The 22,169-nt window shown below is 73.0% G+C and carries 22 protein-coding genes, 2 tRNA genes and 1 pseudogene; 17 read left to right on the top strand and 8 right to left on the bottom strand.

Annotation, left to right across the window (positions count from 1 at the left end):
* Positions 1–138: 138 nt before the first annotated feature.
* The gene (pepN, locus tag FHX32_RS03245; RefSeq protein WP_167182149.1) at positions 139–2,688 is read right to left on the bottom strand and encodes an aminopeptidase N; all 2,550 of its coding nucleotides are present in this window, start codon (positions 2,686–2,688) and stop codon (positions 139–141) included.
* A 245-nt stretch (positions 2,689–2,933) separates the two neighbouring features.
* On the opposite strand from pepN, the gene FHX32_RS03240 reads away from it, so the two are divergent.
* From FHX32_RS03240 to FHX32_RS03225, 4 genes are all read left to right on the top strand, one after another.
* A complete protein-coding gene (locus tag FHX32_RS03240) occupies positions 2,934–3,533 on the top strand; it encodes a DsbA family protein (RefSeq protein WP_208418252.1) in 600 nt (199 codons plus the stop codon).
* Positions 3,534–3,667: 134 nt separating this feature from the next.
* The gene (locus tag FHX32_RS03235; protein WP_167179316.1) at positions 3,668–4,132 is read left to right on the top strand and encodes a hypothetical protein; all 465 of its coding nucleotides are present in this window, start codon (positions 3,668–3,670) and stop codon (positions 4,130–4,132) included.
* An 81-nt stretch (positions 4,133–4,213) separates the two neighbouring features.
* The gene (locus tag FHX32_RS03230; RefSeq protein ID WP_167179315.1) at positions 4,214–5,413 is read left to right on the top strand and encodes a DUF1015 family protein; all 1,200 of its coding nucleotides are present in this window, start codon (positions 4,214–4,216) and stop codon (positions 5,411–5,413) included.
* 71 nt (positions 5,414–5,484) lie between these two features.
* Complete coding sequence (locus FHX32_RS03225; protein WP_167179313.1) at positions 5,485–5,955, top strand: ribose-5-phosphate isomerase; 471 nt, start codon at positions 5,485–5,487, stop codon at positions 5,953–5,955.
* Positions 5,956–6,028: 73 nt separating this feature from the next.
* On the opposite strand, the gene FHX32_RS03220 is transcribed toward FHX32_RS03225, so the two are convergent.
* Together FHX32_RS03220 and FHX32_RS34855 are read right to left on the bottom strand one after the other, a co-directional pair.
* A complete protein-coding gene (locus tag FHX32_RS03220) occupies positions 6,029–6,385 on the bottom strand; it encodes a hypothetical protein (protein WP_167179311.1) in 357 nt (118 codons plus the stop codon).
* A 62-nt stretch (positions 6,386–6,447) separates the two neighbouring features.
* Positions 6,448–6,586, bottom strand: a pseudogene (locus tag FHX32_RS34855) (GNAT family N-acetyltransferase); the annotation flags it as partial.
* An 82-nt stretch (positions 6,587–6,668) separates the two neighbouring features.
* Between FHX32_RS34855 and FHX32_RS03210 the strand changes: the two are divergent.
* The gene (locus FHX32_RS03210; protein ID WP_167179309.1) at positions 6,669–7,235 is read left to right on the top strand and encodes a cation:proton antiporter family protein; all 567 of its coding nucleotides are present in this window, start codon (positions 6,669–6,671) and stop codon (positions 7,233–7,235) included.
* Between the two features lie 228 nt (positions 7,236–7,463).
* Here the strand turns inward: FHX32_RS03210 and FHX32_RS03205 are convergent, their stop codons facing one another.
* Positions 7,464–10,424 (bottom strand): Hsp70 family protein, encoded by a 2,961-nt coding sequence (locus FHX32_RS03205; RefSeq protein WP_167179307.1) that lies wholly within the window; start codon positions 10,422–10,424, stop codon positions 7,464–7,466.
* 220 nt (positions 10,425–10,644) lie between these two features.
* Here FHX32_RS03205 and FHX32_RS03200 point away from each other — a divergent pair, with 220 nt between their 5' ends.
* A complete protein-coding gene (locus FHX32_RS03200; protein WP_167179305.1) occupies positions 10,645–11,442 on the top strand; it encodes a serine protease in 798 nt (265 codons plus the stop codon).
* A 64-nt stretch (positions 11,443–11,506) separates the two neighbouring features.
* Here FHX32_RS03200 and FHX32_RS03195 read toward each other — a convergent pair whose 3' ends face one another.
* Entirely contained in the window at positions 11,507–11,653 is a 147-nt protein-coding gene (locus FHX32_RS03195) for an HAD hydrolase family protein (protein WP_167179303.1), read from the bottom strand.
* Positions 11,654–12,014: 361 nt separating this feature from the next.
* Here FHX32_RS03195 and FHX32_RS03190 point away from each other — a divergent pair, with 361 nt between their 5' ends.
* From FHX32_RS03190 to FHX32_RS03170, 5 genes are all read left to right on the top strand, one after another.
* Positions 12,015–12,353, top strand: coding sequence for a PadR family transcriptional regulator (locus FHX32_RS03190; RefSeq protein ID WP_167179301.1), 339 nt, complete (start codon positions 12,015–12,017; stop codon positions 12,351–12,353).
* Complete coding sequence (locus tag FHX32_RS03185; protein WP_167179299.1) at positions 12,350–13,177, top strand: ATP-binding cassette domain-containing protein; 828 nt, start codon at positions 12,350–12,352, stop codon at positions 13,175–13,177. Before FHX32_RS03190 ends, FHX32_RS03185 begins: the two co-directional genes overlap by 4 nt.
* Entirely contained in the window at positions 13,174–13,863 is a 690-nt protein-coding gene (locus FHX32_RS03180; protein ID WP_167179297.1) for an ABC transporter permease, read from the top strand. Before FHX32_RS03185 ends, FHX32_RS03180 begins: the two co-directional genes overlap by 4 nt.
* Positions 13,860–14,009 carry an ATP-binding cassette domain-containing protein gene (locus FHX32_RS34385; protein ID WP_208417925.1) on the top strand — a complete coding sequence of 50 codons (150 nt, stop codon included), beginning with the start codon at positions 13,860–13,862 and terminating at the stop codon, positions 14,007–14,009. Before FHX32_RS03180 ends, FHX32_RS34385 begins: the two co-directional genes overlap by 4 nt.
* 271 nt (positions 14,010–14,280) lie before the next feature.
* Positions 14,281–14,646, top strand: a complete 366-nt coding sequence (locus FHX32_RS03170; protein ID WP_208417924.1) for a hypothetical protein — start codon at positions 14,281–14,283, stop codon at positions 14,644–14,646.
* Positions 14,647–14,712: 66 nt separating this feature from the next.
* Here FHX32_RS03170 and FHX32_RS03165 read toward each other — a convergent pair whose 3' ends face one another.
* Together FHX32_RS03165 and FHX32_RS03160 are read right to left on the bottom strand one after the other, a co-directional pair.
* A complete protein-coding gene (locus FHX32_RS03165; protein WP_167179293.1) occupies positions 14,713–15,366 on the bottom strand; it encodes a GNAT family N-acetyltransferase in 654 nt (217 codons plus the stop codon).
* A 73-nt stretch (positions 15,367–15,439) separates the two neighbouring features.
* A tRNA-Gly gene (locus FHX32_RS03160) sits at positions 15,440–15,513 on the bottom strand.
* Positions 15,514–15,747: 234 nt separating this feature from the next.
* Here FHX32_RS03160 and FHX32_RS03155 point away from each other — a divergent pair.
* The 6 genes from FHX32_RS03155 (at position 15,748) to FHX32_RS03130 (ending at position 21,198) form a co-directional block, all read left to right on the top strand.
* Positions 15,748–15,821 (top strand) — tRNA-Pro (locus tag FHX32_RS03155).
* Between the two features lie 138 nt (positions 15,822–15,959).
* A complete protein-coding gene (tig, locus tag FHX32_RS03150; RefSeq protein ID WP_167179291.1) occupies positions 15,960–17,306 on the top strand; it encodes a trigger factor in 1,347 nt (448 codons plus the stop codon).
* Positions 17,307–17,479: 173 nt separating this feature from the next.
* Positions 17,480–18,121, top strand: coding sequence for an ATP-dependent Clp protease proteolytic subunit (locus FHX32_RS03145; protein ID WP_088992361.1), 642 nt, complete (start codon positions 17,480–17,482; stop codon positions 18,119–18,121).
* 10 nt (positions 18,122–18,131) lie between these two features.
* Positions 18,132–18,794 carry an ATP-dependent Clp protease proteolytic subunit gene (locus tag FHX32_RS03140; RefSeq protein ID WP_088992362.1) on the top strand — a complete coding sequence of 221 codons (663 nt, stop codon included), beginning with the start codon at positions 18,132–18,134 and terminating at the stop codon, positions 18,792–18,794.
* A 207-nt stretch (positions 18,795–19,001) separates the two neighbouring features.
* Entirely contained in the window at positions 19,002–20,297 is a 1,296-nt protein-coding gene (gene clpX / locus FHX32_RS03135; RefSeq protein ID WP_167179289.1) for an ATP-dependent Clp protease ATP-binding subunit ClpX, read from the top strand.
* Between the two features lie 103 nt (positions 20,298–20,400).
* A complete protein-coding gene (locus FHX32_RS03130) occupies positions 20,401–21,198 on the top strand; it encodes a carbon-nitrogen hydrolase family protein (RefSeq protein WP_167179287.1) in 798 nt (265 codons plus the stop codon).
* Between the two features lie 6 nt (positions 21,199–21,204).
* On the opposite strand, the gene FHX32_RS03125 is transcribed toward FHX32_RS03130, so the two are convergent.
* Positions 21,205–21,432, bottom strand: coding sequence for a hypothetical protein (locus FHX32_RS03125; RefSeq protein ID WP_167179285.1), 228 nt, complete (start codon positions 21,430–21,432; stop codon positions 21,205–21,207).
* Between the last annotated feature and the right edge of the window lie 737 nt (positions 21,433–22,169).

The raw sequence follows: 22,169 nt of genomic DNA, 5'->3' as shown, positions 1-22,169 counted from the left end.
CGGGCCGGGCTTCGTCGCGTCGGCGGACCGGGTGAGCGGCTCGGCACACGGGCCGTTGCGGGTGATACCTCAGCGTCATATCGATGACTCTGAGGTATCCCGCTCGACCGGTGTACGCCTCGGGCCGGTCACGCCGGCTCAGGCGCTCCGGGCGTCCTTGGCGCGCGCCTTGAGGGCGCGGACCACGCCGTCGCGGCCCTCGGCGACCAGCCGGCGCAGCGGGCCCGGGTGGCCCTCCTGCGCCAGCCAGGCGTCGGTGGCCGCCACCGTGTCGTCCTCGACCAGGTACGCCGGGTACGCCAGCTGCGTGAACTCCTGGGCCGGCTCGCTGTCCCGGCTGGCCCACACCTGGCCCACCGCAGCGAAGTACTTCTCCCGGTAGGGCGCGACCAGCTCGACCTGCGCCGGGTGGGTCAGGCCCTGCAGCAGCGCCCGGTGCCGCCAGTTCGGCAGCGCCTCCGGGCCGGTCAGCTGCGCCCAGACGGCGGCCTTGTTCGCCGCCGTCGGCACCAGCGCGTGCGCGTACGCGGCCTCCCGCTCGCCGCTGGCCGTGCGGTCGGCGGCCAGCTCGGCCTCGATCTCGGCCGGGCCGGCCGCGCCGTTGGCCACCAGCGCACCGAGCACCGCCCAGCGCAGTTCGGTGTCGACGGTGAGGCCGGTCGGCACCTCGCTGCCCGCCAGCCAGCCGCGCAGCGTGGCCAGGTCCTCCGCGGAGCGGGCCGCCGAGGCGTACGCCCGGGCCCAGGCGAGCTGGAATCCGCTGCCCGGCTCCGCGGCGGCCAGCGCCGCCCGGGCGGTACGGGCCAGCTCGGCCCAGCCGGTCGGCGCCCAGGCCGGGTCGGCGTAGAAGGTGAGCGTGGTGGTGGCCTGCCGCAGCGTCGCGGTGACCAGGTTGATGTCGGTCTCGGCGGGCAGCCCGGCCAGCACCAGCGCCACGTAGTCGCGGGCGGCCAGTTCGGCGTCCCGGGTCATGTCCCAGGCGGCCGTCCAGCAGAGCGCGCGGGCCAGCGACGACTCCAGGCCGGCGATGTGCTGCACCACGGTGGCCATGGACCGCTCGTCCAGCCGCAGCTTGGTGTAGGTGAGGTCGTCGTCGTTGAGCAGCAGCACGTCGGCGGCGCGCACCCCGCGCAGCTCGGTCAGCTCGGTCCGCTCGCCGGTCACGTCCACCTCGAGCCGCTGGCGGCGCACCAGCCGGCCGTCGGCGAGGTCGTAGAGGCCCACCCCGATCCGGTGGGTGCGCAGCGTCGGGTGCCCGGCCGGTGCCTCCTGCCGGACCACCACCTGCTGGTACGCGCCGTCCGGGTCGATCGCCACCTCCGGGCGCAGCGTGTTGACCTGCGCGGTCTCCAGCCACTGGGCGGCGAACTTGCGCAGTTCCCGGCCGGAGGCCGTCTCCAGCTCGGAGAGCAGGTCGTCGAAGGTGGCGTTGCCCCAGGCGTGCTTCTCGAAGTACGTCCGCAGGCCGGCCAGGAACGGCTCCTCGCCCACGTACGCGACCAACTGCTTGAGCACGCTGGCGCCCTTGGCGTACGTGATGCCGTCGAAGTTGACCTCGACCGCCTCCAGGTCCGGCATCTCGCAGTAGACCGGGTGGGTGGAGGAGAGCTGGTCCTGCCGGTAGCCCCAGTTCTTCCGGATGGACAGGAAGGTCGTCCACGCGTCCTGGAACCGGGTGGCGTGCGTGTTGCACCAGTGGCTGGCCCACTCGGCGAACGACTCGTTCAGCCACAGGTCGTTCCACCAGCGCATGGTGACCAGGTCACCGAACCACATGTGCGCCAGCTCGTGCAGGATCGTGTTCGCGCGCTGCTCGTACTCGAAGTCGGTGACCTGCGAGCGGAAGATGTAGTGCGACTCGGCGTGCGTGACGCAGCCGAAGTTCTCCATCGCGCCGGCGTTGAAGTCGGGCACCCAGAGCTGGTCGTACTTGGGCAGCGGGTAGCGGACGCCGAACTTCTCGTGGAAGAAGTCGAAGCCCTGCTTGGTGACCAGGAAGAGGTCGTCGGCGTCGAGGTACTGCGCCATCGACGCCCGGCAGAACACCCCCAGCTCGATCCCGTCGTGGCTGTCCCGCACCTCGTGGTACGGGCCGGCGCAGAGCGCGGTGATGTAGGTGCTCATCCGGGCGGACTCGGCGAAGTGGACGGTCTTCAGGCCCTCGCCGGCCGGCTCCTCGCGCGCCACCGGCATGTTCGACACGACCCGCCAGTGCCCCGGCACGGTGGCGCGCCAGGTGTAGACGCTCTTCAGGTCGGGCTGGTCGAAGCAGGCGAAGACCCGCTGCGCGTCGGCCGTCTCGAACTGGCTGTAGAGGTAGGTCTCGCCGTCGACCGGGTCGACCGTGCGGTGCAGCCCCTGCCCGCTGTTGGAGTACGCGAAGTCGGCGTCGACCACCAGGACGTTCTCGCCGTCCAGCCCGGACAGCGTCAGGCCCTTCTCGGCGGACCAGTCGCCCAGGTCGACCGGGGCGCCGTTCAGCGTCGCCGAGCGCACCGAGTCGGCGGCCACCTCGATGAAGGTGCTCGCGCCCGGCTCGGCGCAGCGGAACCGGACCTCGGTGGTCGATCGGAAGGTGCGGCCCTCGGCCGCCTGGACGGCGCTCGACAGGTCCAGACTGATGTCATACCCGGTCACGTCGAGCAGGCGGGCCCGCTCGGTCGCCTCGACCTGCGTCAGGTTGCGCACTCCCGGCACGTTCGTCTCCATCCCACTCTCGCCGTACGCCGCGGCGGCGCCCGTCCGCCGGCCGCTCGTGGCGGCCGGTCGGATCCGAGTCTTGCATGCACCGCCGGTCCGCGGTGGTCGAGGTCACGCTCTCGTTCCGGTACCGCGCCGCGGCACCGGGGGCGAGGATCGGGGGTGAGGCGCCGGAACCCCGGTGTCACCCGTCGTGAAGGGACCTCACCGTGACCGAGCGTGCCGCCGTCGACATGTGGTTCGACCCCATCTGCCCGTGGGCCTGGATCACCTCCCGTTGGCTGCTGGAGGTCGAACAGGTCCGGGACGTGGACATCCGCTTCCACGTGATGAGCCTGTCGGTGCTCAACGAGGGGCGCGACCTGCCCGAGGAGTACCAGGAGCTGATGCGGACCGGCTGGGGTCCGGTGCGGGTCTGCATCGCCGCGGAGCAGCGCTACGGCTCGGAGGTGCTGCGCAAGCTCTACACCGCCCTCGGCACCCGGATCCACCTCGGCAAGCAGAACCTCGGGCCGGAGCTGTACGCCGCCGCGCTGACCGACGCCGGGCTGGACCCGGCGCTGGCCGAGGTGGCCGGCGGCACCGGGTACGACGAGGCGCTGCGGGCCAGCCACGAGGCGGGCATGCGGCCGGTCGGCACCGACGTCGGCACCCCGGTCATCCACGCCCCGGGCCCGGACGGCGGCCAGGTCGCCTTCTTCGGCCCGGTGGTCACCCCGGCACCGAAGGGCGAGGCGGCCGGCCGCCTCTGGGACGGCGTCCTGCTGGTCTCGGCGACCCCCGGCTTCTTCGAGCTGAAGCGCTCCCGCGACCTCGACCCCATCTTCGACTGATCCCACCCGCCGGGGCGCGGCCAGGCGGGCGGGGTGTGGGTGGGGCGTCACCGGGGTGGTGCGGGGCTCGTTGGCCTCCATGTCCGCCGCAGCGACCCGCAGGGCCGCACCCCGCAGCTCGTGGAGGCATCCCGATGGCCAAGCACCGTGCGTCCGTTGACGATTCCCCGAGCGGTGAGGAGGTGGCCGACAGCCCCGACGCGGCGTACTGGTCGGTCGACGACTCCCGCTGGCCGGCGCTCCGGCCCGACCTTCCCCCGGACGTGGTGGACCTGCTCGCCCCGCCGATCGTGGTCGGTGTGGCCCGGGTGCCGGCGACCTCCCGGCTGACCCCGCCCGCCGCCGACCGGCCCGCGCCGCTGGTGGCCACCCGGCCCGCGTCGGCCGCGCCCATCCGGCCGGCGGTGCCCGCGCCACCGGGCGCGCCGATCGGCCCGGCGGATCCGGTCGGCGGGCAGAGCCGGCCGACGTCGCAGAGCGGGCAGGGCAGCCCGGTGGGCGGTCGCCGGGGTCCACACGCCGCGTCCACCACCCACCGCCGGCCGGTCCCGGCCGGCCGGCACCGCCGCCAGGCCGGCTCGGCGGAGCGCGCCGACTGACCGGGCCACCGCTGGCCGTCTGGTGGACGCCGTGCGGGTCCGCGGTCGCGGGCCGGTCCGCCCCGGGTAGCGTCAGCGGTCATGACGGTCGTGCATCCGATCGCCCGGGCCTGGATCACCACTGGCGGCACCGGCGCGCAGAACTACGACGAGTTCGCCGACGACGCGGAGATCACCGCGATCATCGAGGCGAACCCGCACAGTGCCCTCGGCATCGAGATGCCGCACCGGGCGCCGGAGAGCCTCGGGAAGTCCTTCCTCGACGCGCTGCCGGACGCGGTCGCCCGGCTCGCCGAGGCCAAGGCGGACGGCAGCTACACCCCCGCCGAGCAGGTCGTGGTGCTCTACCGGATCAGCGCGCCGGGGGAGGAGCCGGCGTACGGGCTCTTCGCGATGGTGGACACCGACCAGATCTCCACCCGGGCCGGCGAGCCCGGTCTGGTGATCCGCAACGAGGACGTCTTCATCGCCAAGGTGCGGGAGCGGGTGGCACTGGCCGAGGCGCTGGGTCACCTGCTCTCGCCCGTACTGCTGCTGCAGACCGGGCGGGGCGACGAGCTGCACGCCGCGCTCGTGGCGGCGACCGAGACGGCCGGGGCGCCGGCCGCCACCGACACCGACCAGGCCGGGCGCACGCACGCCATCTGGCTGGTCGGCCCGGGGCCGGAGCAGGACGAGCTGACCGCGCTGGCCGGCGGCGGCGAACTGGTCGTCGCCGACGGCAACCACCGCAGCCTGGCCGCCCAGACCGGCGGGCTGCCGCGCTTCCTGGCCGTGGTCACCACGCCCGCGTCGGTGGCCATCCAGCCCTACAACCGGCTGGTCAGCGAGCTGACCACCACGCCGGACGAGCTGCTCGACCGGCTGCGCGCCGCCGGCGCGCAGGTCACCCCGATCGACGGCCCGGTCGAGGTTCCGGCGGCCGGCGGCACCGTCGGACTCCGGCTTCCCGGCCAGGGGTACGCGGTGACGCTGCCGCGGACCGGCGGCGGCCGGCTGGAGAACCTCGACCACGCCCTGGTCGAGCGGCTGCTGCTGCGCGACGCGCTCGGGCTGGACCCGGGCGACAAGCGGATCACCTACGTCGGCGGCGACTATCCGGCGAGCTGGCTCACCGGCGAGGTCGACGCCGGCCGGGCCGAGTTGGCCGTGCTGATCGCCCCGGTGACCGTGGACGACTTCGTGGCGGTGAACCTCGCCCGGGAGAAGATGCCGCGCAAGAGCACCTGGTTCACCCCGAAGGCGCGCGGTGGCCTGGTGGCCGCCGAGCTGGCCGGCTGAGCTGTGACGAATCCGCCCCCGGACGCCGCCCGCGCGGCGTTCGGCGGCGACGGCCTGACAGACTGCGCGGTATGCGCGTCTACCTGGGATCCGACCACGCCGGTTTCGAGTTGAAGGTGCACCTGGCCAACCACCTGGCCACGCAGGGCTACGACGTGGTCGACGTCGGCCCGCACGCCTTCGACCCGGACGACGACTACCCGGCGTTCTGCCTGCACACCGGTGACCGGGTGGTGGCCGACGCGGGCAGCCTCGGCGTGGTGATCGGTGGCTCCGGCAACGGCGAGCAGATCGCCGCCAACAAGGTCGCCGGGGTCCGGGCCGCGCTCGCCTGGAACATCGAGACCGCACAACTGGCCCGCGAGCACAACGACGCGAACATCGTCGCCGTCGGCGCCCGGCAGCACACCCTGGCCGACGCGACCGCCATCGTCGAGGCGTTCCTCGCCACCCCGTTCTCCGGCAACGAGCGGCACTCCCGGCGGGTCGCCCAGATGGCCGAGTACGAGCGCACCCGGACCCTGCCCGCCCTGCCGGCCTGACGCTGCCCGCCGGGGGCGCGGCCCGGCCGCGCCCCCGGCCACGGCGTTCCCGCCGGCGCGGTGAGCCACCGGCTCAGCGGCGGGGCAGGTCCTCCCGGGGCACCCAGTTGCGGCGGACGATCACCACGCGCTCCTCGGCCTCGGCCAGGTCCGCCTCGCTCGGCCGGGCGGCGTCCCGGGCCCGCATCGCGGCGGTGACGCTCACCTGGGACGAGCCGGAACCGACCAGGCCGCGCAGCCCCCGCTCACCCTCGCGGTCCTCGGGCGGGCCACCCCGCCGCCCGCGCGGCGGGTCGCCGCCGTCGTGCACCCCGGCGGTGGTCGCGCTCGGGCCGTCGGCGCCCCCCGTCGCCTCGCCGCCCGGCTGGTGCCTGAGCCGGCGCCGGCGTGGTTCCGCGTCGCCGAGCCGCCGTCGTTCCGCGTCCCCCATCAGCCGACCGTACCGTCCCGTGAGTCAGAACACCTCCATGGCGGCCGGGGCGCGGTGCCAGCCTGGTGGTGCATCAGCGAGGTGAGCAGGCAAGCGGCGGCGGTGGGTCGGCACCACCCCGACCATGCTGACGTGGGCGGCCGGCACGGTGCCGCCCGGCACGGTCAGCCGGCGGGTGAAGGCGGTGGCGCTGGCCACCAGGGGCGACCGATTTGCCGGCTGGCTACCCTCGAAACCGGGACGGCGACCGGTGGGCCGCCGCCGGTCCAGGGGAGGGGACGAGATGGCAGACCAGACGCAGCCGTGGGCGGAGCGGACCGTCGAGGTGCCGCCGCAGCCGGGTGTCGCGGTGCCGCCGCAGCCCGGCGTCGGGGTGCCCTCGCAGCGCGACGCGTTCCGGCCGGGGGTGGCGTCGGTCGGCCGGCCGCGTACGCCGCGCACCGAGCCGTTCCCGGTCGTCGAGGAGCCGACCGGCACCGGCTGGCCGGGCGGGCCTTCGCCACGGCGGCCGATGAGCTGGCACCTGGCGCAGTTGCGGCGCGGCGGCGAGTGGAGCGCGGCCGGCGTGCTCTTCGCCTTCGTCTGCTGGGGCATCTGGGCGATCTCCGGCGGCGGCGACCTGACCGGCCCGTTCCTGATCTTCGTGCTGAGCCTGCTGGTGGCGGCCGGGCTCTTCGCGCTCGCCCGGCTGCTCGGCCGGGTGGTGCTGGAGCGGCAACTCGGCCGGGTACGCCGCAGCGCCCGCGGCGCGCACCTGGTGACCGCGGTCTTCCTGGCCGGCCTCGGCGTCGCCTACCTGCAGCAGACCGAGTGGGTCGTGTCGGCCTGGAACTGGATCACCAACAACTGATCCCCCCGGTACGCCCCGGACCGGCCGGCCTGCCGCCGCCCGCCCGGGGCGTCCGGTCGCGGGTGCCGCGACCGAGGTCGTCTCTCCACCAGGACGGCCGCTGCTTACCCGGCCGGCCGCGGATCATCCGTGGCCGGGCGCACCGGCCGGGTCGCTGATCGATGGCTCAGTGGGAGCCGCCGTGCCGCAAACGGGCGGCCGGCGCGGGTGGCCGGCGGCGGTTTCGGGCTACTGCTTGGCGAACCGGTAGAGCACGTAGTCCTTGTCCGCGCCGCAGACCACCACGGCGGTGTTCCACGAGCAGGTGTCGCTCCGGACGTCCTTGAGCTGGCCCAGCTCGACCACCTTGCCCGAGCTGACCGGCACCCCGGCGACGCTGCGGTCGTCCTCGACGGAGCTGAGCCGGTCGGCGAAGACGAGCAGGTTGCCCGCGTTGATCCGGACGGCCACCCCGTCCCGGTCCTTCAGCGCCGTCGGGCCGTCCGGACCGAACAGCGTGCCGGCCGACTCCGGCGAGGTGCGCCGGGCCAGCACGTGCTCGCCGAGCGGCACCAGCACGGTCGCCTGCGGCGCCGGCCAGCGCTCCACCCGCTCCTCGGTGACCGCCACCACCTCGGTGGTCTTCGCGTCGCCGCCGGCCACCTCGAGCAGGCAGACCCGCCGTTCGCCGCAGGGCACCAGCGCCTCCGGCCGCCGTCCGTCGCCGGCGGTGTAGAGCAGCTCCGGCTTCGCGTCGCTGGTCAGGTCGTACGCCAAGACCTGGTAACGCGACTCGTCGGCGGCCACGTAGAGCCGGTCGCCGTGCGCCATCACCAGGTCGTCGAGGTCGGCCGCCCCGGCGCGGGTGCGGATCACGGCCCGGGTGTCGGTGTCGATCAGCCGTACCGAGCGGTCAGCGCCGACCTGCACGATCCGGCGGGCGTCGCCCCGCCACGGGTCCCGCGGGGTGCCGTTGGGGTACGCCGGCCCGCCGAGCGCCTCGTCGGTGGTGACCCGGTGGACGGTGGTGCGGGCGCCGTCGTACTCGTCGCGCGGGTTGGGCAGGGCCCAGGCCTCGGCCCCGTCGTCCAGCCGCAGCCCGACCAGCCGGTCCAGGGTGCGGTCGACCAGCACCGCGACGTTCTCGGCGAAGAGCACGTCGTCGTCGCCCCGGATCGGCTCGTCCCACCGCCGGTCGCCGGACGCGCCGTCGAGGACGATCAGGTCCCGCGGGGTGTCGGAGGAGGTGGCGTCGGCGAAGACCGCTACCGCCCCCGGCAGGGCGACGATCCGCTCCCACCGCTGGGTGGATGCCCCGACCTGCCGGCGCCACTTCTCCCCGCCGGTGCGGGTGTCGATCGCGACCACCTCCAGCCGGCCGTCCGGCAGCGGGTGGGCGAGGTAGCCGTGGTCGCCGAGGACCGCGGTGAACATGTCCGTCGGGCGCTCCTGCCCGGCGGCGATCCGCTCGACCTCGGTGACCGGGTTCTGCCACTCCAGGGCCGGGTAGCGGTCCCGGGTCAGGTACAGCACCGCCGCGACGGAGACGCCGGCGAGCGCGAGCACGGCACCGAGCGTGATCCACACCGCCCGGGGCCGGAAGAGGCCCGGGCGGCCGGGCGGCGGTGACAGCGGCGCGGCGGAGACGGGTACGCCCGGCCAGCCCGGCGGCGGCGCGCCCGGCCCGACCGGAAGCGCGCCGGGCGGCCCGGCGGCCGGCGGCCGCGACTCGGGGAGCGTGGCGGGCGGCGGGGGCGGGCCGACCAGCGTGGCCGCGGGCGGTGCACCGGCCGCGCTGGGTGCCGCCGCGACGGCCGGTGCTGTCGGGGCATGGCTCGGCGTCGCCGCGAGGCCCTGCTGGGCCGGCGCCGAGTCGGCCGGGACCTGTGGTGGCGCGGCGGGGCTGACCGGGTGCGGTGCGGCCGGGGTGGCCTGCGTCGGGGCCGCCGCGGGCACAGTTGGCCCGTCGCCCGGGGCCGGGACGGGCGCCGGCGCGGCTGGTGGCGGGGCCGGGACGGGCGGCGGCGCGACGGCCGCGGGCGCGCCAAAGCCGGCCGCCACCCGGGCCGGGCGGGGCAGCGGCAGGTCGGTCAGCGCGCCCTCGGCCACCGGCAGCTCAGGCTGCTCCAGCACCGTCGGCGCCACCCCGAGTTCGGCGTGCAGCAACCGGGCCACCAGCGGGGTCCGGGTGGCGCCGCCGACCAGGAAGAGACCGGCGAGCTGCTGCGGGTGCAGGCCGGCCGTGTCGAGCACCTCGCGGGTGACCGCAACCCCCCGGCGCAGCAGCGGGGTGGCCACCCGCTCCAGGTCGTCCCGGGTGAGCGGGACCGCCGCCTCCACCCCCGGTACGGCGACCGGCGCGACGGTGGCCCGGGACAGCATCTCCTTGGCGCCCCGGACGTTCTCCCAGAGCTGGTGGCGGTCCCGCCACTGGGTCGTCGACTCCGGCCGGGTCAGCGTCGCCCAGCGGTCCGGATGCGCGCTCGCGACCAGTTCGCCGAGCCGGGCGAACAGGGCCGCGTCCACGTCCAGGCCGCCGAGGTCCGCGGCGCCGCCCGCGGCCACCACGGTGAATCCCGAGTCGCCCCACGGGTCGGCGCCTTCGTTGCGCAGCACGGCGACGTCCAGGGTGCCGGCGCCGAAGTCGAAGACCGCGACGGTGCCGCCGACCGGCACGGGCCGGCGCAGCACCTGGGTGTAGTAGCGGGCGGCGGCCACCGGTTCGCGCAGCAGCCGGGTCCCGGGCGGGGTGGGGCCGGACATGGTGTGCTCAGCCGCGGACGGCCACCCGGCCAGCGCCAGCGCGTCGCTGAGCACCTGGCGGCGCGGCGCCTCCCAGGTCGCCGGGCAGGTGAGCACCGCCGGGGGCAGGAAGCCGACCGCCTCGACCGCTGCCCGGGCCACCGCGTGCAGGGTCGCGGCCAGCAGCTCCGCCGGGGGATAGCGCCGGTCGCCCACGGCCACTGCGGGTTCGTCGATCCGGCGCTTCGGGTGCGGCTCGTACCGGCTCGGCTCGGTGCGGGCGAGCCGCTGGGCGTCGCGGCCGGCGTGCAGCACCCCGTCCGCGTCGGCGTACACGCCGGAGGGGATGATCGGCTGGCCGTCCAGCAGCAGCGGGCGGGTCTGCCCGTCCGGGCGGCGGAGCACCGCCACCGTGTTCGACGTGCCCAGGTCGACGCCGAGGGCGTACCCCTCGTGCTGGCCTGCCATCTGCCGATACCTCCGCGCGGGACGAGGGGATGCCCGGTCCCGCATGGTACGCAGCCCGCGCCGCCACCGGGTCGGCCGGTCGGCCCGACGCGCCGGGCCGTCGTATGACCGAGCCGGGATGGAATCCATACATTGCCATTTATCGATGAACTTGCGTACGCTCCCGCCATCACAGCTACGGCGTGGTCACGAGCCGCGCCGTCGAGGCTTGGAGGGACCCATGGTGCGTTGGCGCAGACTCGTCGGCCGGATGGCGGCCGTGTTGGCGGTGGTCACCGCCGGAACGTTCGTGGCGCCCGTGCCGGCCAACGCGGCGCCGGACGACGGCATGACCCCGTACGTCGTCGGCGGGACCCGGGCCGCGCAGGGTGAGTTCCCGTTCATGGTCCGGCTCTCGATGGGCTGCGGCGGGTCGCTCTACAGCCCGCGGCTGGTGCTCACCGCGGCGCACTGCGTCGGCCGCACCGGCACCAACACCAGCATCACCGCCACCCTCGGCGTGGTGGACCTCCAGTCGTCGAGCCGGATCCAGGTCCGGTCCAACTACGTCTACCGGGCGCCGGGCTACAACGGCGCCGGCAAGGACTGGGCACTGATCCGGCTCGCCACCCCGGTCACCTCGCTCAGCACCCTGAAGATCGCCAACACCACGGCGTACGACAACGGCACCTTCACCGTCGCCGGCTGGGGCGCGGCCCGGGAGGGCGGCCCGCAGCAGCGCTACCTGCTGAAGGCGACCGTCCCCTTCGTCGACGACACCACCTGCGACAACTACTACGGCGGCGACATCATCCCGAGCGAGGAGATCTGCGCCGGCTACGCCAGCGGCGGTGTGGACACCTGCCAGGGCGACTCCGGCGGCCCGATGTTCCGCCGGGACGCGACCAACGCCTGGATCCAGGTCGGCATCGTCAGCTGGGGCTACGGCTGCGCCCGACCCAACTACCCCGGTGTCTACACCCAGGTGAGCACCTTCGCCTCGGCCATCGCGTCGGCCGCGGCCAGTCTCGGCGGCTGACCGTCCGGTCGTCGGTGGCCCGGTCGCGTCCGGCGGCCGGGCCACCGGCGTACCGGTCCGCAGGTCAGGCCTCCGGGCCGATCACCCGCTCGCGGCGCGGCCAGTCGGCGAACCCGTCCTGGTCGACGCCGCCGGTGCTGTCGCCGGCCGCGGCGAGCACCCCCGGGTGCCCGTCGGCCATCGCGACGCCGAGCCCGACGGCGGCGAACATCGGCAGGTCGAGGCCGCGGTCATCAACCAGGCCCGACCGTCGTAGACCGCCACCTCCGCCTCCGGCAACTGCCCGGAGAGGCGGTCGAGCAGCCCGACGAGGGTCTCCCGCCGCATCCGTTCCCGCCAGGGGAACCGGTCACCGGCCGGGTCGTAGCCGATCGCGTCGGTGCAGCAGACGGCGATGGAGAGCAACGGGGCGAGGCTGCCCAGCGCGCGGATCCCCGCCGGGGTGCGGGCGGTGGCCGCCACCAGCGCTGCCACGTCGCCGGCGGTCGCGTCGCGAACTAGGTTGTTGCGCTAGCTAGATGGCGGCGCTAGGTTGTCCGCGTGATCTTTCCAGCGGGTCGGGGCGGCGCCGGGTGAACCAGGAACGGCGGGCGCAGTGGTTGCGCGGGGTGCTCGACCTCTGCGTCCTCGGGCTGCTCAGCCGGGGGGAGTCCTACGGCTACGAGTTGTCGCAGGCGCTGAAGGCCAGTGGGCTCGGCGCCGTGCAGGGCGGCACGCTCTACCCGGTGCTGCTGCGGTTGCAGCGCTCGGGCCTGGTCACCGCGCACTGGCGGGAGGGCGAGACCGGCCCGGCCCGCAAGTACTACCGGATCAGCCCGGCCGGCAGCGCGGCGTTGCGTACGGCCGCCATCGACTGGGCCGCCTTCGCCGCGAGCGTCGGCACGATACTGCACGAGGAGCCGAACCGGTGAACCACAACGCCTGGCTTGCCGCCCTCACCGGCGAGCTGCGCCGGCACGGCGTCGGGCCCGACCTGGCCGGACACGTCGTCGCCGAGGCCGCCACCCACCTGCATGAGAGCGGGGAACCGCCGCTGCGGGTCTTCGGGCCGCCCGACGTGTACGCCCGGGCGGTCGCGGACAGTCTCGGCGGCCCCGACCAGCGCCCACCCCGCCGGCAGCCGGGCCCGGTCCGGCTCGCCGCCCAGGGCATCAGCAAGCGCTACCGGGGACGGACCGTCCTGGACCGGGTCGACCTCACCGTCCGGGCGGGGGAGATCGCCGCCGTGGTCGGCGCCAACGGGGCCGGCAAGAGCACCTTCCTGCGGATCTGCGCCGGCCTGCTGAGCCCGGACGCCGGCACGGTGCGGGTGCACGGCACGCTCGGCTACTGCCCGCAGGACGGGGGCACCGCCGAGTTCCTCGACCCGGACGAGCACTTCGTGCTGGTCGGCGCGGGCCGTGGCCTGAACCGGGCCGCCGCCCGGCAGGCCGGCCGGGCCGGCGCCGCCGTGCTGGACTGGGCGCCGCCGGCCGGCACTCAGGCGCGGCACCTCTCCGGCGGTACGCGCCAGAAGCTGAACCTGGTGCTGGCCCAGCTCGGTGAACCGGACGTGCTGCTGCTCGACGAGCCGTACCAGGGTTTCGACCGGGGGACCTATCTCGACTTCTGGCACGAGGTGTGGCGGTGGCGCGACGCCGGCAAGGCGATCGTCGTCGTCACCCACCTGCTCAACCAACTGGACCGCGTCGACATCGTGCTCGACCTGACCGCCGCCCGGGAGCCCCGCGCATGACCAAGATCCTCGTGGTGGCCGAGAGCGCGCTGCGCGAACTGCTGCGCCGCCGCTCCGTGCTGCTCATCCTGCTGCTGTTGCCGCTGGCCTTCTACCTCAGCCGCCGCGGCGACCACCTCGGCCAGTCGATCCGGTTCGTCTGCCTCGGGCTGGGCTGGGCGTTGAGCACCGCCGCGCTCTTCGCCGGCAGCGCGGCGCGCGGGATGGAACCCCGGCTGCGACTGTCCGGCTACGGCAGCCTGCACCTGGTGCTCGGGCGGTTGCTCGCCCTGTGGACGGTCGGTGTGCTGCTGTCCGCGCCGTACTTCGTGCTGATCCTGGTCGACCAGCACGACGTCCGGTACGGCGCGATCGCCCTCATCATGGCGTTGACGGTGGCCGTCGCCACCCCGTTCGGCCTGCTGCTCAGCGCCGCGCTGCCCCGCGAGCTGGAGGGCACACTGGTGCTGCTGACGATCGTCGGCCTGCAGATGGTGATGGACCCGGCCGACACCGCGACCCGGGCGCTGCCGTTCTGGTTCAGCCGCGAGATCGGCACGTACGCCATCGACCACACCGACGGCGGCTACCTCGCCCGCGGCCTGACCCAGGGGACCACGTTCGCGGTCGCGCTCACCGTGCTGGTCGCCGTGGCCGCCGCGGTCCGGCTCCGCCAGCGCCGGCACCTGCGGTTCGCCCAGCCGTGATCCAGGCCGTCGAGCTCACCAAGGAGTACGGCGGGGTCCGGGTCGTGGACGGCGTCAGCTTCTCCGCCAGACCCGGCAGGGTGACCGGGTTCCTCGGGCTCAACGGCGCGGGCAAGACGACCCTCTGCGGATGCTGCTCGGTCTGACCCGGCCGACCGCCGGCGCGGCGTTGATCAACAACCGGAGGTTCCGGGACCTGGTCAACCCGACCCCCGGCGGCTGTGGCAGGCACTCGAGAGTTCCGGCGCTCGGGTCACCACCGACGGACACACCCTGGAAGTGGTGGGGCTGTCCTCGGAGGACGCGGGGGAGATCGCCTTCGACGCGCGGGTGCCGATCTACGAGTTGACCGTCGACACGCCGAACCTTGAACAGATCTTCCTCGACCTGGCGGCCGGATGATCGCGCTGGTGGGCAGTGAGCTGCACCGGGTGGCGACGATCCGGCCCAGCCGGGTTCGCGGCGATCAGTGGCGTCTCGGTGGTCGTCAGCGGTGGAGCGGCCCGCTACCAGGACATCCTGACGATGGTGCCGATCCTGGCGGTGTTCGCTGCCGCCAACGCGGCGATCGTCCGTCGGCCCAGTTGGCTGTTCCTGGGCTACGCGGGATGGTTCGTCTTCGTCGAGGGCCTGCTCGGCAGGCTGGAGGCGCCGCTGCCGTTCTCCGCCTTCCTGGGCGCCGGCGCCGGCGCCCACCGGAGTCTCATGATCGCCGCGGCCTGGACCGTCCTGGCATGTGCGGGCGCGGTCATCGCCGTCCGCCGCGACCTGCCGAGCGACTGACCGCGGCCCGGGTCGTGGACCGTCCAGCCTTCCCGGACGGGTGGCGCTCCAGCGGGAGCGGGCCCGTCAGAGGCCGAACATCGGACGGCAGGCCGACAGCCCGTCGACCCTCGCCACCAGCCGCCGCTGCTGAGCCCACTTCTCCCTGGTGAGCCGCAGGCGGTCGGACACGACGGCCTCCTCGCCGCGGGCGTCGACGGAGATGCCGTCGGGCTGGTAGCCGAGCTTGCGGGAGACGCCCTGCGAGGCGTGGTTGTCCTGGAACACCTCGGTGAGCGCGGCCCGCGCGTCGAGGTGGTCGAACGCCAGCGTGAGCAGACCGACGCGGGCTTCGGTCCCGTAGCCCCTGCCCTGGTGCGCGATGCCCAGCCAGGCGGAGGTCGTGACCTCCCGAACCACCGGGAAGTCGCGGGCTCGGAGCGTGACGACGCCCAGGGGCTCTCCGTCCCGGAAGACCCCGAGCCCGAGTCGCCAGGCTGCCACGCTCCACCCGCCGAGCTGGCTCCAGTGACCCTGCAGCACGAACCGCGCCCGATCCTCGGCAGTGCCGTCGGTCCACGGCGTCAGGAACGGACGTTCGTCTGCGCGGTGGACGCCGTTGCCGGCGAGGTGAGCGAGTGCCGCCAGCTCCTCCTCGCGGGGCAGGCGCAGCTCAAGTCGTGGCGTGGAGACGGTCAGGCCATACAGGGGCCACAGGTCGGCAAGCACGAACTCGATCATCGTGACCAGCCCTCGGCCGCGCCACCGGGTTACCGAGCAGCCCCGGCACGGGGCAGGTGAACGCGCCTCGTCGTGGAGCGGGCGACGGGAATCGAACCCGCACCGTCAGTTTGGAAGACTGAAGCTCTGCCATTGAGCTACGCCCGCGTACGCCCCGACAGCACGGGGCGCGCCGACAGCGTACCCAATCCGCTCCCCCGACGCGCAGCCGTGTACCGGGCGCGCCGATCGCCAAGATCCGTAGTCGCCGCGCCCCGCGCCCAGGGGCAGCGCGGCACCCGGGGCGGCGCGGGCCGGGTGTCCGGTTGGTATGCGTTCGGCGGTTTGGGGGAGGACCCGACACGTCCGGTGGGGCACGACGGCATACACTTCTCGTCGCCACGGGGTGTGGCGCAGCTTGGTAGCGCACTCGCTTTGGGAGCGAGGGGCCGTGGGTTCAAATCCCGCCACCCCGACTGTCGTCCGCGGCCGGTGCCACCGGGCCCGCCGTTCGTGCGGTGCCCGGGCGCTGCCGGTACTCCCGGCCGGCTCGCCTACACTCGATGGGCCAATTGCGCCCAGACTCAAACCGAGATCCGTCAAGGAGTACGCCTGTGAAGAGCACCGTCGAGACTCTGAGCCCGACGCGCGTGCGGCTCGCCATCGAGGTGCCGTTCGTCGAGCTCGAGCCGAGCCTCAAGAAGGCGTACCGGGAGATCGGCCAGCAGGTCCAGGTTCCCGGCTTCCGCCGCGGCAAGGTGCCGGCCGCCGTGATCGACCAGCGGGTGGGCCGGGGCACCGTCCTGAACGAGGCGGTGCAGGAGGCCATCCCGCAGAACATCCTCGCCGCGGTCCGCGAGCACGACCTGAAGACGCTCGGTCGCCCCGAGGTCGAGATCACCGAGTTCAACGACGGCGACTCGCTGAACTTCACCGCCGAGGTCGACGTCCGGCCGGAGATCACCCTGCCGGACCTGTCCACCGTCGAGGTGACCGTCGACGAGCTGCAGATCGACGACAGCGAGATCGAGGAGCAGGTGAAGAACCTGCGCGAGCGGTTCGCCACCCTCAAGACCGTCGAGCGGGCCGCCCAGGAGGGCGACTACGTCCAGATCGACCTGAACGCGACCGTCGACGGCGAGGACGTGCCGGGCGGTTCGGCGAGCAACATCTCCCACGAGGTGGGCAGCAAGCAGCTGCTGCCGGGCCTGGACGAGGCCGTCGTCGGCCTGGCCGCCGGCGAGAGCACCACCTTCACCACCCAGCTCGTCGGCGGCGACTTCGCCGGCCGCGACGCGGAGGTGGCGGTGACCGTGCGCACCGTCAAGGAGAAGGAGCTGCCGGAGCTCAACGACGAGTTCGCCCAGATGGCGAGCGAGTTCGACACCATGCAGGAGCTCCGCGACGACCTGCGCGAGCGGGTCAGCCGGGGCAAGCGGGTCGAGCAGATCTACGCCGCCCGGGACAAGGCCCTCGAGCAGCTGGTCGAGGCCGCCGACGTGCCGGCGCCGGAGGGGGTCGTCCGCGAGGAGGTCGAGAGCCGCAAGCAGGCGATGGTCGACCAGCTCGAGCGGATCGGCGCCTCGCTGGAGGAGTACCTCGCGGCCGAGGAGAAGACCGAGGAGCAGATCGACACCGAGCTGACCGAGGCGGCGACCCAGGGCGTCAAGATCCAGCTGCTGCTGGACACCCTCGCCGACGCCGAGGACGTCCAGGTCTCCGACGACGAGTTCGGCCACGAGATCGTGCACCGGGCCCAGCGCGCCGGGATGGCTCCGCAGCAGTACTACGACCAGCTGGTCCGCTCCGGCGCGGCCGGCGCGGTCTTCGGCGACGTCCGGCGCGGCAAGGCGCTGGCCTCGGTCATGGAGCGGATCAAGATCACCGACACCGCCGGCAACGAGGTGACGCTCGACGCGCTGCGCGCCGCGAACGAGGCCGAGCACGACCACGAGCACTGATCGACGAGGCGGAGGCCGCCGTCCGCCGCTTGCGGTGGACGGCGGCCGAAACCCTTTCCGGGGTACGTGTTCGGCGCAGCTGCGCTGAGAGCGAACAGTGCCCCGACCGGGACTCTGCGGCCCGGTCGAGCGGTTAGTGTCGGGTAGGACGGTACGGAGAGCGAAGGGCTGCCATGACCGACATGCACATCCCAGCGAAGCCGCTCCGGGCGATCGAGGCCCGCGGTGGCGACAACATTGGCAACCTCGACGACTCGGTCTACAACCGGTTGCTCAAGGAGCGGATCATCTTCCTGGGCAGTGAGGTGACCGACCAGGTCGCCAACCGCATCTGCGCGCAGCTGCTGCTGCTCGCCGCGGAGGACCCGGACCGCGACATCAACCTCTGGATCAACTCGCCGGGTGGCTCGGTCTACTCCGGCATGGCGATCTACGACACCATGCAGTTCATCGACAACGACGTGTCGACCGTCGCCATGGGCATGGCGGCCTCCATGGGCCAGCTGCTGCTCTGCGCCGGCACCAAGGGCAAGCGCTACGCCCTGCCGCACGCGCGGATCATGATGCACCAGCCCTCCGGCGGCCTGGGCGGCACCGCGTCGGACATCGCCATCCAGGCGGAGCAGATGCTCTACACCAAGCGGATGTTCCAGGAGCGGGTCGCCCACCACACCGGCCAGAGCCAGGCGCAGATCGAGGCGGATTCGGACCGCGACCGCTGGTTCACCGCCCAGGAGGCCATGGACTACGGCTTCATCGACAAGGTGATCATCGGGGCCGCTCAGGTTCCGGATGGCGCCGGGACCCTGAGCTGAGGAGCTGACGATGACCGATCTGAGCCTGCCGCCCCAGTTCGCGGCCGTGCACAACCGCTACGTCCTGCCGTCGTTCGTCGAGCGCACGTCGTACGGGGTCAAGGAGTCGAACCCGTACAACAAGCTCTTCGAGGACCGGATCATCTTCCTCGGCGTCCAGGTGGACGACGCGTCGGCCAACGACGTGATGGCGCAGCTGCTGACGCTCGAGGGCACCGACCCGGACCGCGACATCATCATGTACATCAACTCGCCGGGTGGCTCGTTCACCGCCATGACGGCGATCTACGACACCATGCAGTACGTCCGGCCGGACATCCAGACGGTCTGCCTGGGCCAGGCCGCCAGCGCGGCGGCGGTGCTGCTCTCCGCGGGCACCCCGGGCAAGCGGATGGCGCTGCCGAACTCCCGGATCATCATCCACCAGCCGGCCACCGAGGGCGGCTACGGGCAGGGCTCGGACATCGAGATCCAGGCCCGGGAGATCCTGCGGATGCGGACCCAGCTGGAGGAGATGCTCTCCCGGCACTGCAACCAGCCGATCGAGAAGGTCCGCAAGGACATCGACCGTGACAAGATCATGACGGCCGAGGAGTCCCGCGAGTACGGGCTGGTCGACACGATCCTGACCAGTCGCAAGAAGGGGCTGCTGGCCGCGAACGCCGCCAGCTGACCGGTACCGGGTCGGAGGTCGGTCGGGGTTCGCCCCCGGCCGACCTTTGACACACCCGTTTTGGGGGTCGGAGAAAGCCCCGCCAGCGGGTAACGTCGGGTCTGTGCCGCTTCGCCGGTGGATCCGGCGGGGTGAAGGAGACGGACGGAGCACAGCGTCCGCAGGTCAGGGCCGGGGTTCCGGCCGATGAGTGCAGGGAGAACGTAGGTGGCACGGATCGGTGACGGCGGCGACCTACTGAAGTGCTCCTTCTGCGGCAAGTCGCAGAAGCAGGTCAAGAAGCTCATCGCGGGCCCCGGGGTCTACATCTGCGACGAGTGCATCGATCTCTGTAACGAGATCATCGAAGAGGAGCTGGCCGAGTCCGGCGAGGTGAAGTGGGAAGGGCTTCCCAAGCCGATGGAGATCTGCCAGTTCCTCGACAACTACGTCGTCGGGCAGGACCAGGCCAAGAAGGCGCTCTCCGTCGCGGTCTACAACCACTACAAGCGGATCCAGGCCGAGGCGGCCGGCGCGCCGGGCTCCGGCAGCGACGCCGTCGAGCTGGCCAAGTCCAACATCCTGCTGATCGGCCCGACCGGCTGCGGCAAGACCCACCTGGCGCAGACCCTGGCGCGGATGCTGAACGTCCCGTTCGCCATCGCCGACGCCACCGCGCTCACCGAGGCCGGCTACGTCGGCGAGGACGTGGAGAACATCCTCCTCAAGCTGATCCAGGCCGCCGACTACGACATCAAGCGCGCCGAGACCGGCATCATCTACATCGACGAGGTCGACAAGATCGCCCGTAAGTCGGAGAACCCGTCGATCACCCGCGACGTCTCCGGCGAGGGCGTCCAGCAGGCGCTGCTGAAGATCCTGGAAGGCACGGTGGCCAACGTGCCGCCGCAGGGTGGGCGTAAGCACCCGCACCAGGAGTTCATCCAGATCGACACCACCAACGTGCTGTTCATCTGCGGTGGCGCGTTCGCCGGCCTCGATCAGATCATCGAGTCCCGCACCGGTCAGGGCGGCACCGGCTTCGGCGCGCGCCTCCGCTCGGTCTCCGAGCGCTCGACCGACGACATCTTCGGCCAGGTCATGCCGGAGGACATGCTGAAATTCGGCCTGATCCCCGAGTTCGTCGGCCGGCTTCCAGTGATCACCAACGTGCGCAGCCTCGACCGGCAGGCGCTGGTACGCATCCTCACCGAGCCGCGCAACGCCCTGGTTCGGCAGTACCAGCGTCTCTTCGAGCTGGACGGGGTCGAGCTGGAGTTCGACCAGCCGGCGCTGGAGGCGATCGCCGACCAGGCCATGCTGCGGGGGACGGGCGCCCGAGGGCTGCGGGCCATCATCGAGGAGGTTTTGCTCTCCACGATGTACGAGGTGCCCAGCAACCCGGACGCGGCCCGGGTGCTGATCACCCGCGAGGTCGTCCTGGAGAACGTCAACCCGACCATCGTCCCGCGCGAGTTCACCGGCCGGCGCGCCCGGCGGGACCGCGAGGAGAAGTCCGCCTGATCCACCGGCCGCCGACGCCCCTGTCCAGCGAGGGCGTCGCCGACCACCCGCCCGCGCTGGCCGACGCTGTCGCGGCGGCGCTCCCACCCGTACGCTGAGGGCCATGCGTGTCGCCGTCTGCCAGCTCAACGCCCGCGACGACCGGAAGACCAACCTTGCCGCCGCGGCGGCACTGGTGGAGCGCGCGGCGGCCGCCGGCGCGGATCTGGCGATCCTGCCCGAGTACGTCGACTACCTGGGCCCGGCGGCCGGGCTACCCGAGCCGGAACCGGTCGACGGCGAGGTCGGTTCCTTCTTCGCCGACGTCGCCCGGCGGCTGGGCGTCTGGCTGATCGCCGGCTCCTTCCACGAGGCCGGCCCCGACCCGGCGCACACCTGGAACACCTCCCTGGTGTTCGACCGCTCCGGTGCGCTCGCCGCCAGCTACCGCAAGATCCATCTCTACGACGTGGAGATCCCCGGCCGGGTGTCGTACCTCGAGTCGGCCACCGTGGCGCCGGGCGACCAGCCGGTGGTGGTCGACGTCGAAGGGCTCCGGGTGGGGCTGTCGATCTGCTACGACCTGCGCTTCCCCGAGCTGTACCGGCAACTCGCCACCGAGGGTGGGGCGCAGCTGCTGGTGGTGCCGGCGGCGTTCATGATGCACACCGGGCGGGACCACTGGGAGGTGCTGCTGCGCGCCCGGGCCATCGAGAACCAGTGTTTCGTCGCCGCGGCCGGTCAGACCGGCGACCACGAGCCGGGCCGCACCTGCTTCGGGCGCAGCATGGTGATCGACCCCTGGGGGACCGTGCTCAGCCAGGTGCCGGACGGCCCCGGCTTCGTCGTCGCGGACCTCGACCTGGAGCGGCTGCGGACCATCCGCGCCGAACTGCCGAGCCTGGCCAACCGCCGGCTCTGACCGCCGTCACCCCTGCAGCAGTACCCCCACCAGTGCGAAGCCGGCGATCGCCGCCGCCGTGACGAGCAGGGCGGTACTCATCCGGGACGGCCCGCGCCGGGCCAGCCGGGCCACCGAGACCAGGACGACGAAGAGCACGAAGGCGCCGATGACCAGCTGCCAGAACGGCAGCAGCAGCCCGAGCAGCGCCTCCTCGGCAAGCACCGTCGCCGGGGGCCGGGACACGTCATCCATGCCAGACACTCTGGCACGTCACGGCCGCCCGCGGTTGCCGCGCGCCGTACGAACATCCGATTCTCGGCGGTGGCTTCCTGCAGCTGCAGGAAGCAGGGCGCGGTGGGGTGGTGGCCAAGCCGTCCACCGCGCGGACCGCCTGGCACACCGGGCAACGGCCCCGGGTCGAGGCATCAACGAGGGCTGATTTGCCTTCTGCGGACTGCCCGCGTAACTTTCTCTCTGCACGCGGGAGGCCGGACAAACCGGCCGACAACGGGCGCCAGGCTCGTGGCGGAAACGCCGAGCGAGACTGGGATCGGGCGGTGCGGGTGACTCCGGGAAAGACGGGGTTGCGATCGCGAAACCGACCGGGTAGAGTGCTGAAGCCGGCAGGAGCCGGGCGGATGGCCGCGAAGCGGCGATCGGCCGGTCTGCGGGCTTCCCACGACAGAAACGACCGCCGGGAACGGCGTGCGTCGACGTGGGTCCGGAACGAACCAAGCTGATCATCTCAGACCCGAGATTGACGGCGCGGGACGCTCCGGGTAGGTTGGAGAGGTTGCCCCGGACGGTGTCCCAGGATATGGGATTTCGGCTGGTGTGTGGTTGTTCTTTGAGAACTCAACAGGGTGCTTGATAAGCCAGTGCCAATTTGATTTATTGCCCCGTGCTGGCTGACTCTTCTTCGGGGGGGTTGGTTGGTGGGGATTCCTTTGGCAACACTTTTTGTTGCTGGGATGATTGTTCAACAAGGT

This window comes from Micromonospora sp. CNZ280 (assembly GCF_011759515.1).
The sequence above is the reverse complement of the archived record's forward strand: the minus strand, read 5'-3'. Positions and strand labels throughout refer to the sequence as shown.

Coding starts and splice junctions, on each gene's coding strand:
- FHX32_RS03240 (WP_208418252.1), top strand. CDS start 2,934: ATGTGGTTCGACCCCATCTGCCCGTGGGCCTGGATCACCTCCCGTTGG.
- FHX32_RS03235 (WP_167179316.1), top strand. CDS start 3,668: ATGGCCAAGCACCGTGCGTCCGTTGACGATTCCCCGAGCGGTGAGGAG.
- FHX32_RS03230 (WP_167179315.1), top strand. CDS start 4,214: ATGACGGTCGTGCATCCGATCGCCCGGGCCTGGATCACCACTGGCGGC.
- FHX32_RS03225 (WP_167179313.1), top strand. CDS start 5,485: ATGCGCGTCTACCTGGGATCCGACCACGCCGGTTTCGAGTTGAAGGTG.
- FHX32_RS03220 (WP_167179311.1), bottom strand. CDS start 6,385: ATGGGGGACGCGGAACGACGGCGGCTCGGCGACGCGGAACCACGCCGG.
- FHX32_RS03210 (WP_167179309.1), top strand. CDS start 6,669: ATGGCAGACCAGACGCAGCCGTGGGCGGAGCGGACCGTCGAGGTGCCG.
- FHX32_RS03205 (WP_167179307.1), bottom strand. CDS start 10,424: ATGGCAGGCCAGCACGAGGGGTACGCCCTCGGCGTCGACCTGGGCACG.
- FHX32_RS03200 (WP_167179305.1), top strand. CDS start 10,645: ATGGTGCGTTGGCGCAGACTCGTCGGCCGGATGGCGGCCGTGTTGGCG.
- FHX32_RS03195 (WP_167179303.1), bottom strand. CDS start 11,653: ATGTTCGCCGCCGTCGGGCTCGGCGTCGCGATGGCCGACGGGCACCCG.
- FHX32_RS03180 (WP_167179297.1), top strand. CDS start 13,174: ATGACCAAGATCCTCGTGGTGGCCGAGAGCGCGCTGCGCGAACTGCTG.
- FHX32_RS03165 (WP_167179293.1), bottom strand. CDS start 15,366: ATGATCGAGTTCGTGCTTGCCGACCTGTGGCCCCTGTATGGCCTGACC.
- FHX32_RS03145 (WP_088992361.1), top strand. CDS start 17,480: ATGACCGACATGCACATCCCAGCGAAGCCGCTCCGGGCGATCGAGGCC.
- FHX32_RS03140 (WP_088992362.1), top strand. CDS start 18,132: ATGACCGATCTGAGCCTGCCGCCCCAGTTCGCGGCCGTGCACAACCGC.
- FHX32_RS03130 (WP_167179287.1), top strand. CDS start 20,401: ATGCGTGTCGCCGTCTGCCAGCTCAACGCCCGCGACGACCGGAAGACC.
- FHX32_RS03125 (WP_167179285.1), bottom strand. CDS start 21,432: ATGGATGACGTGTCCCGGCCCCCGGCGACGGTGCTTGCCGAGGAGGCG.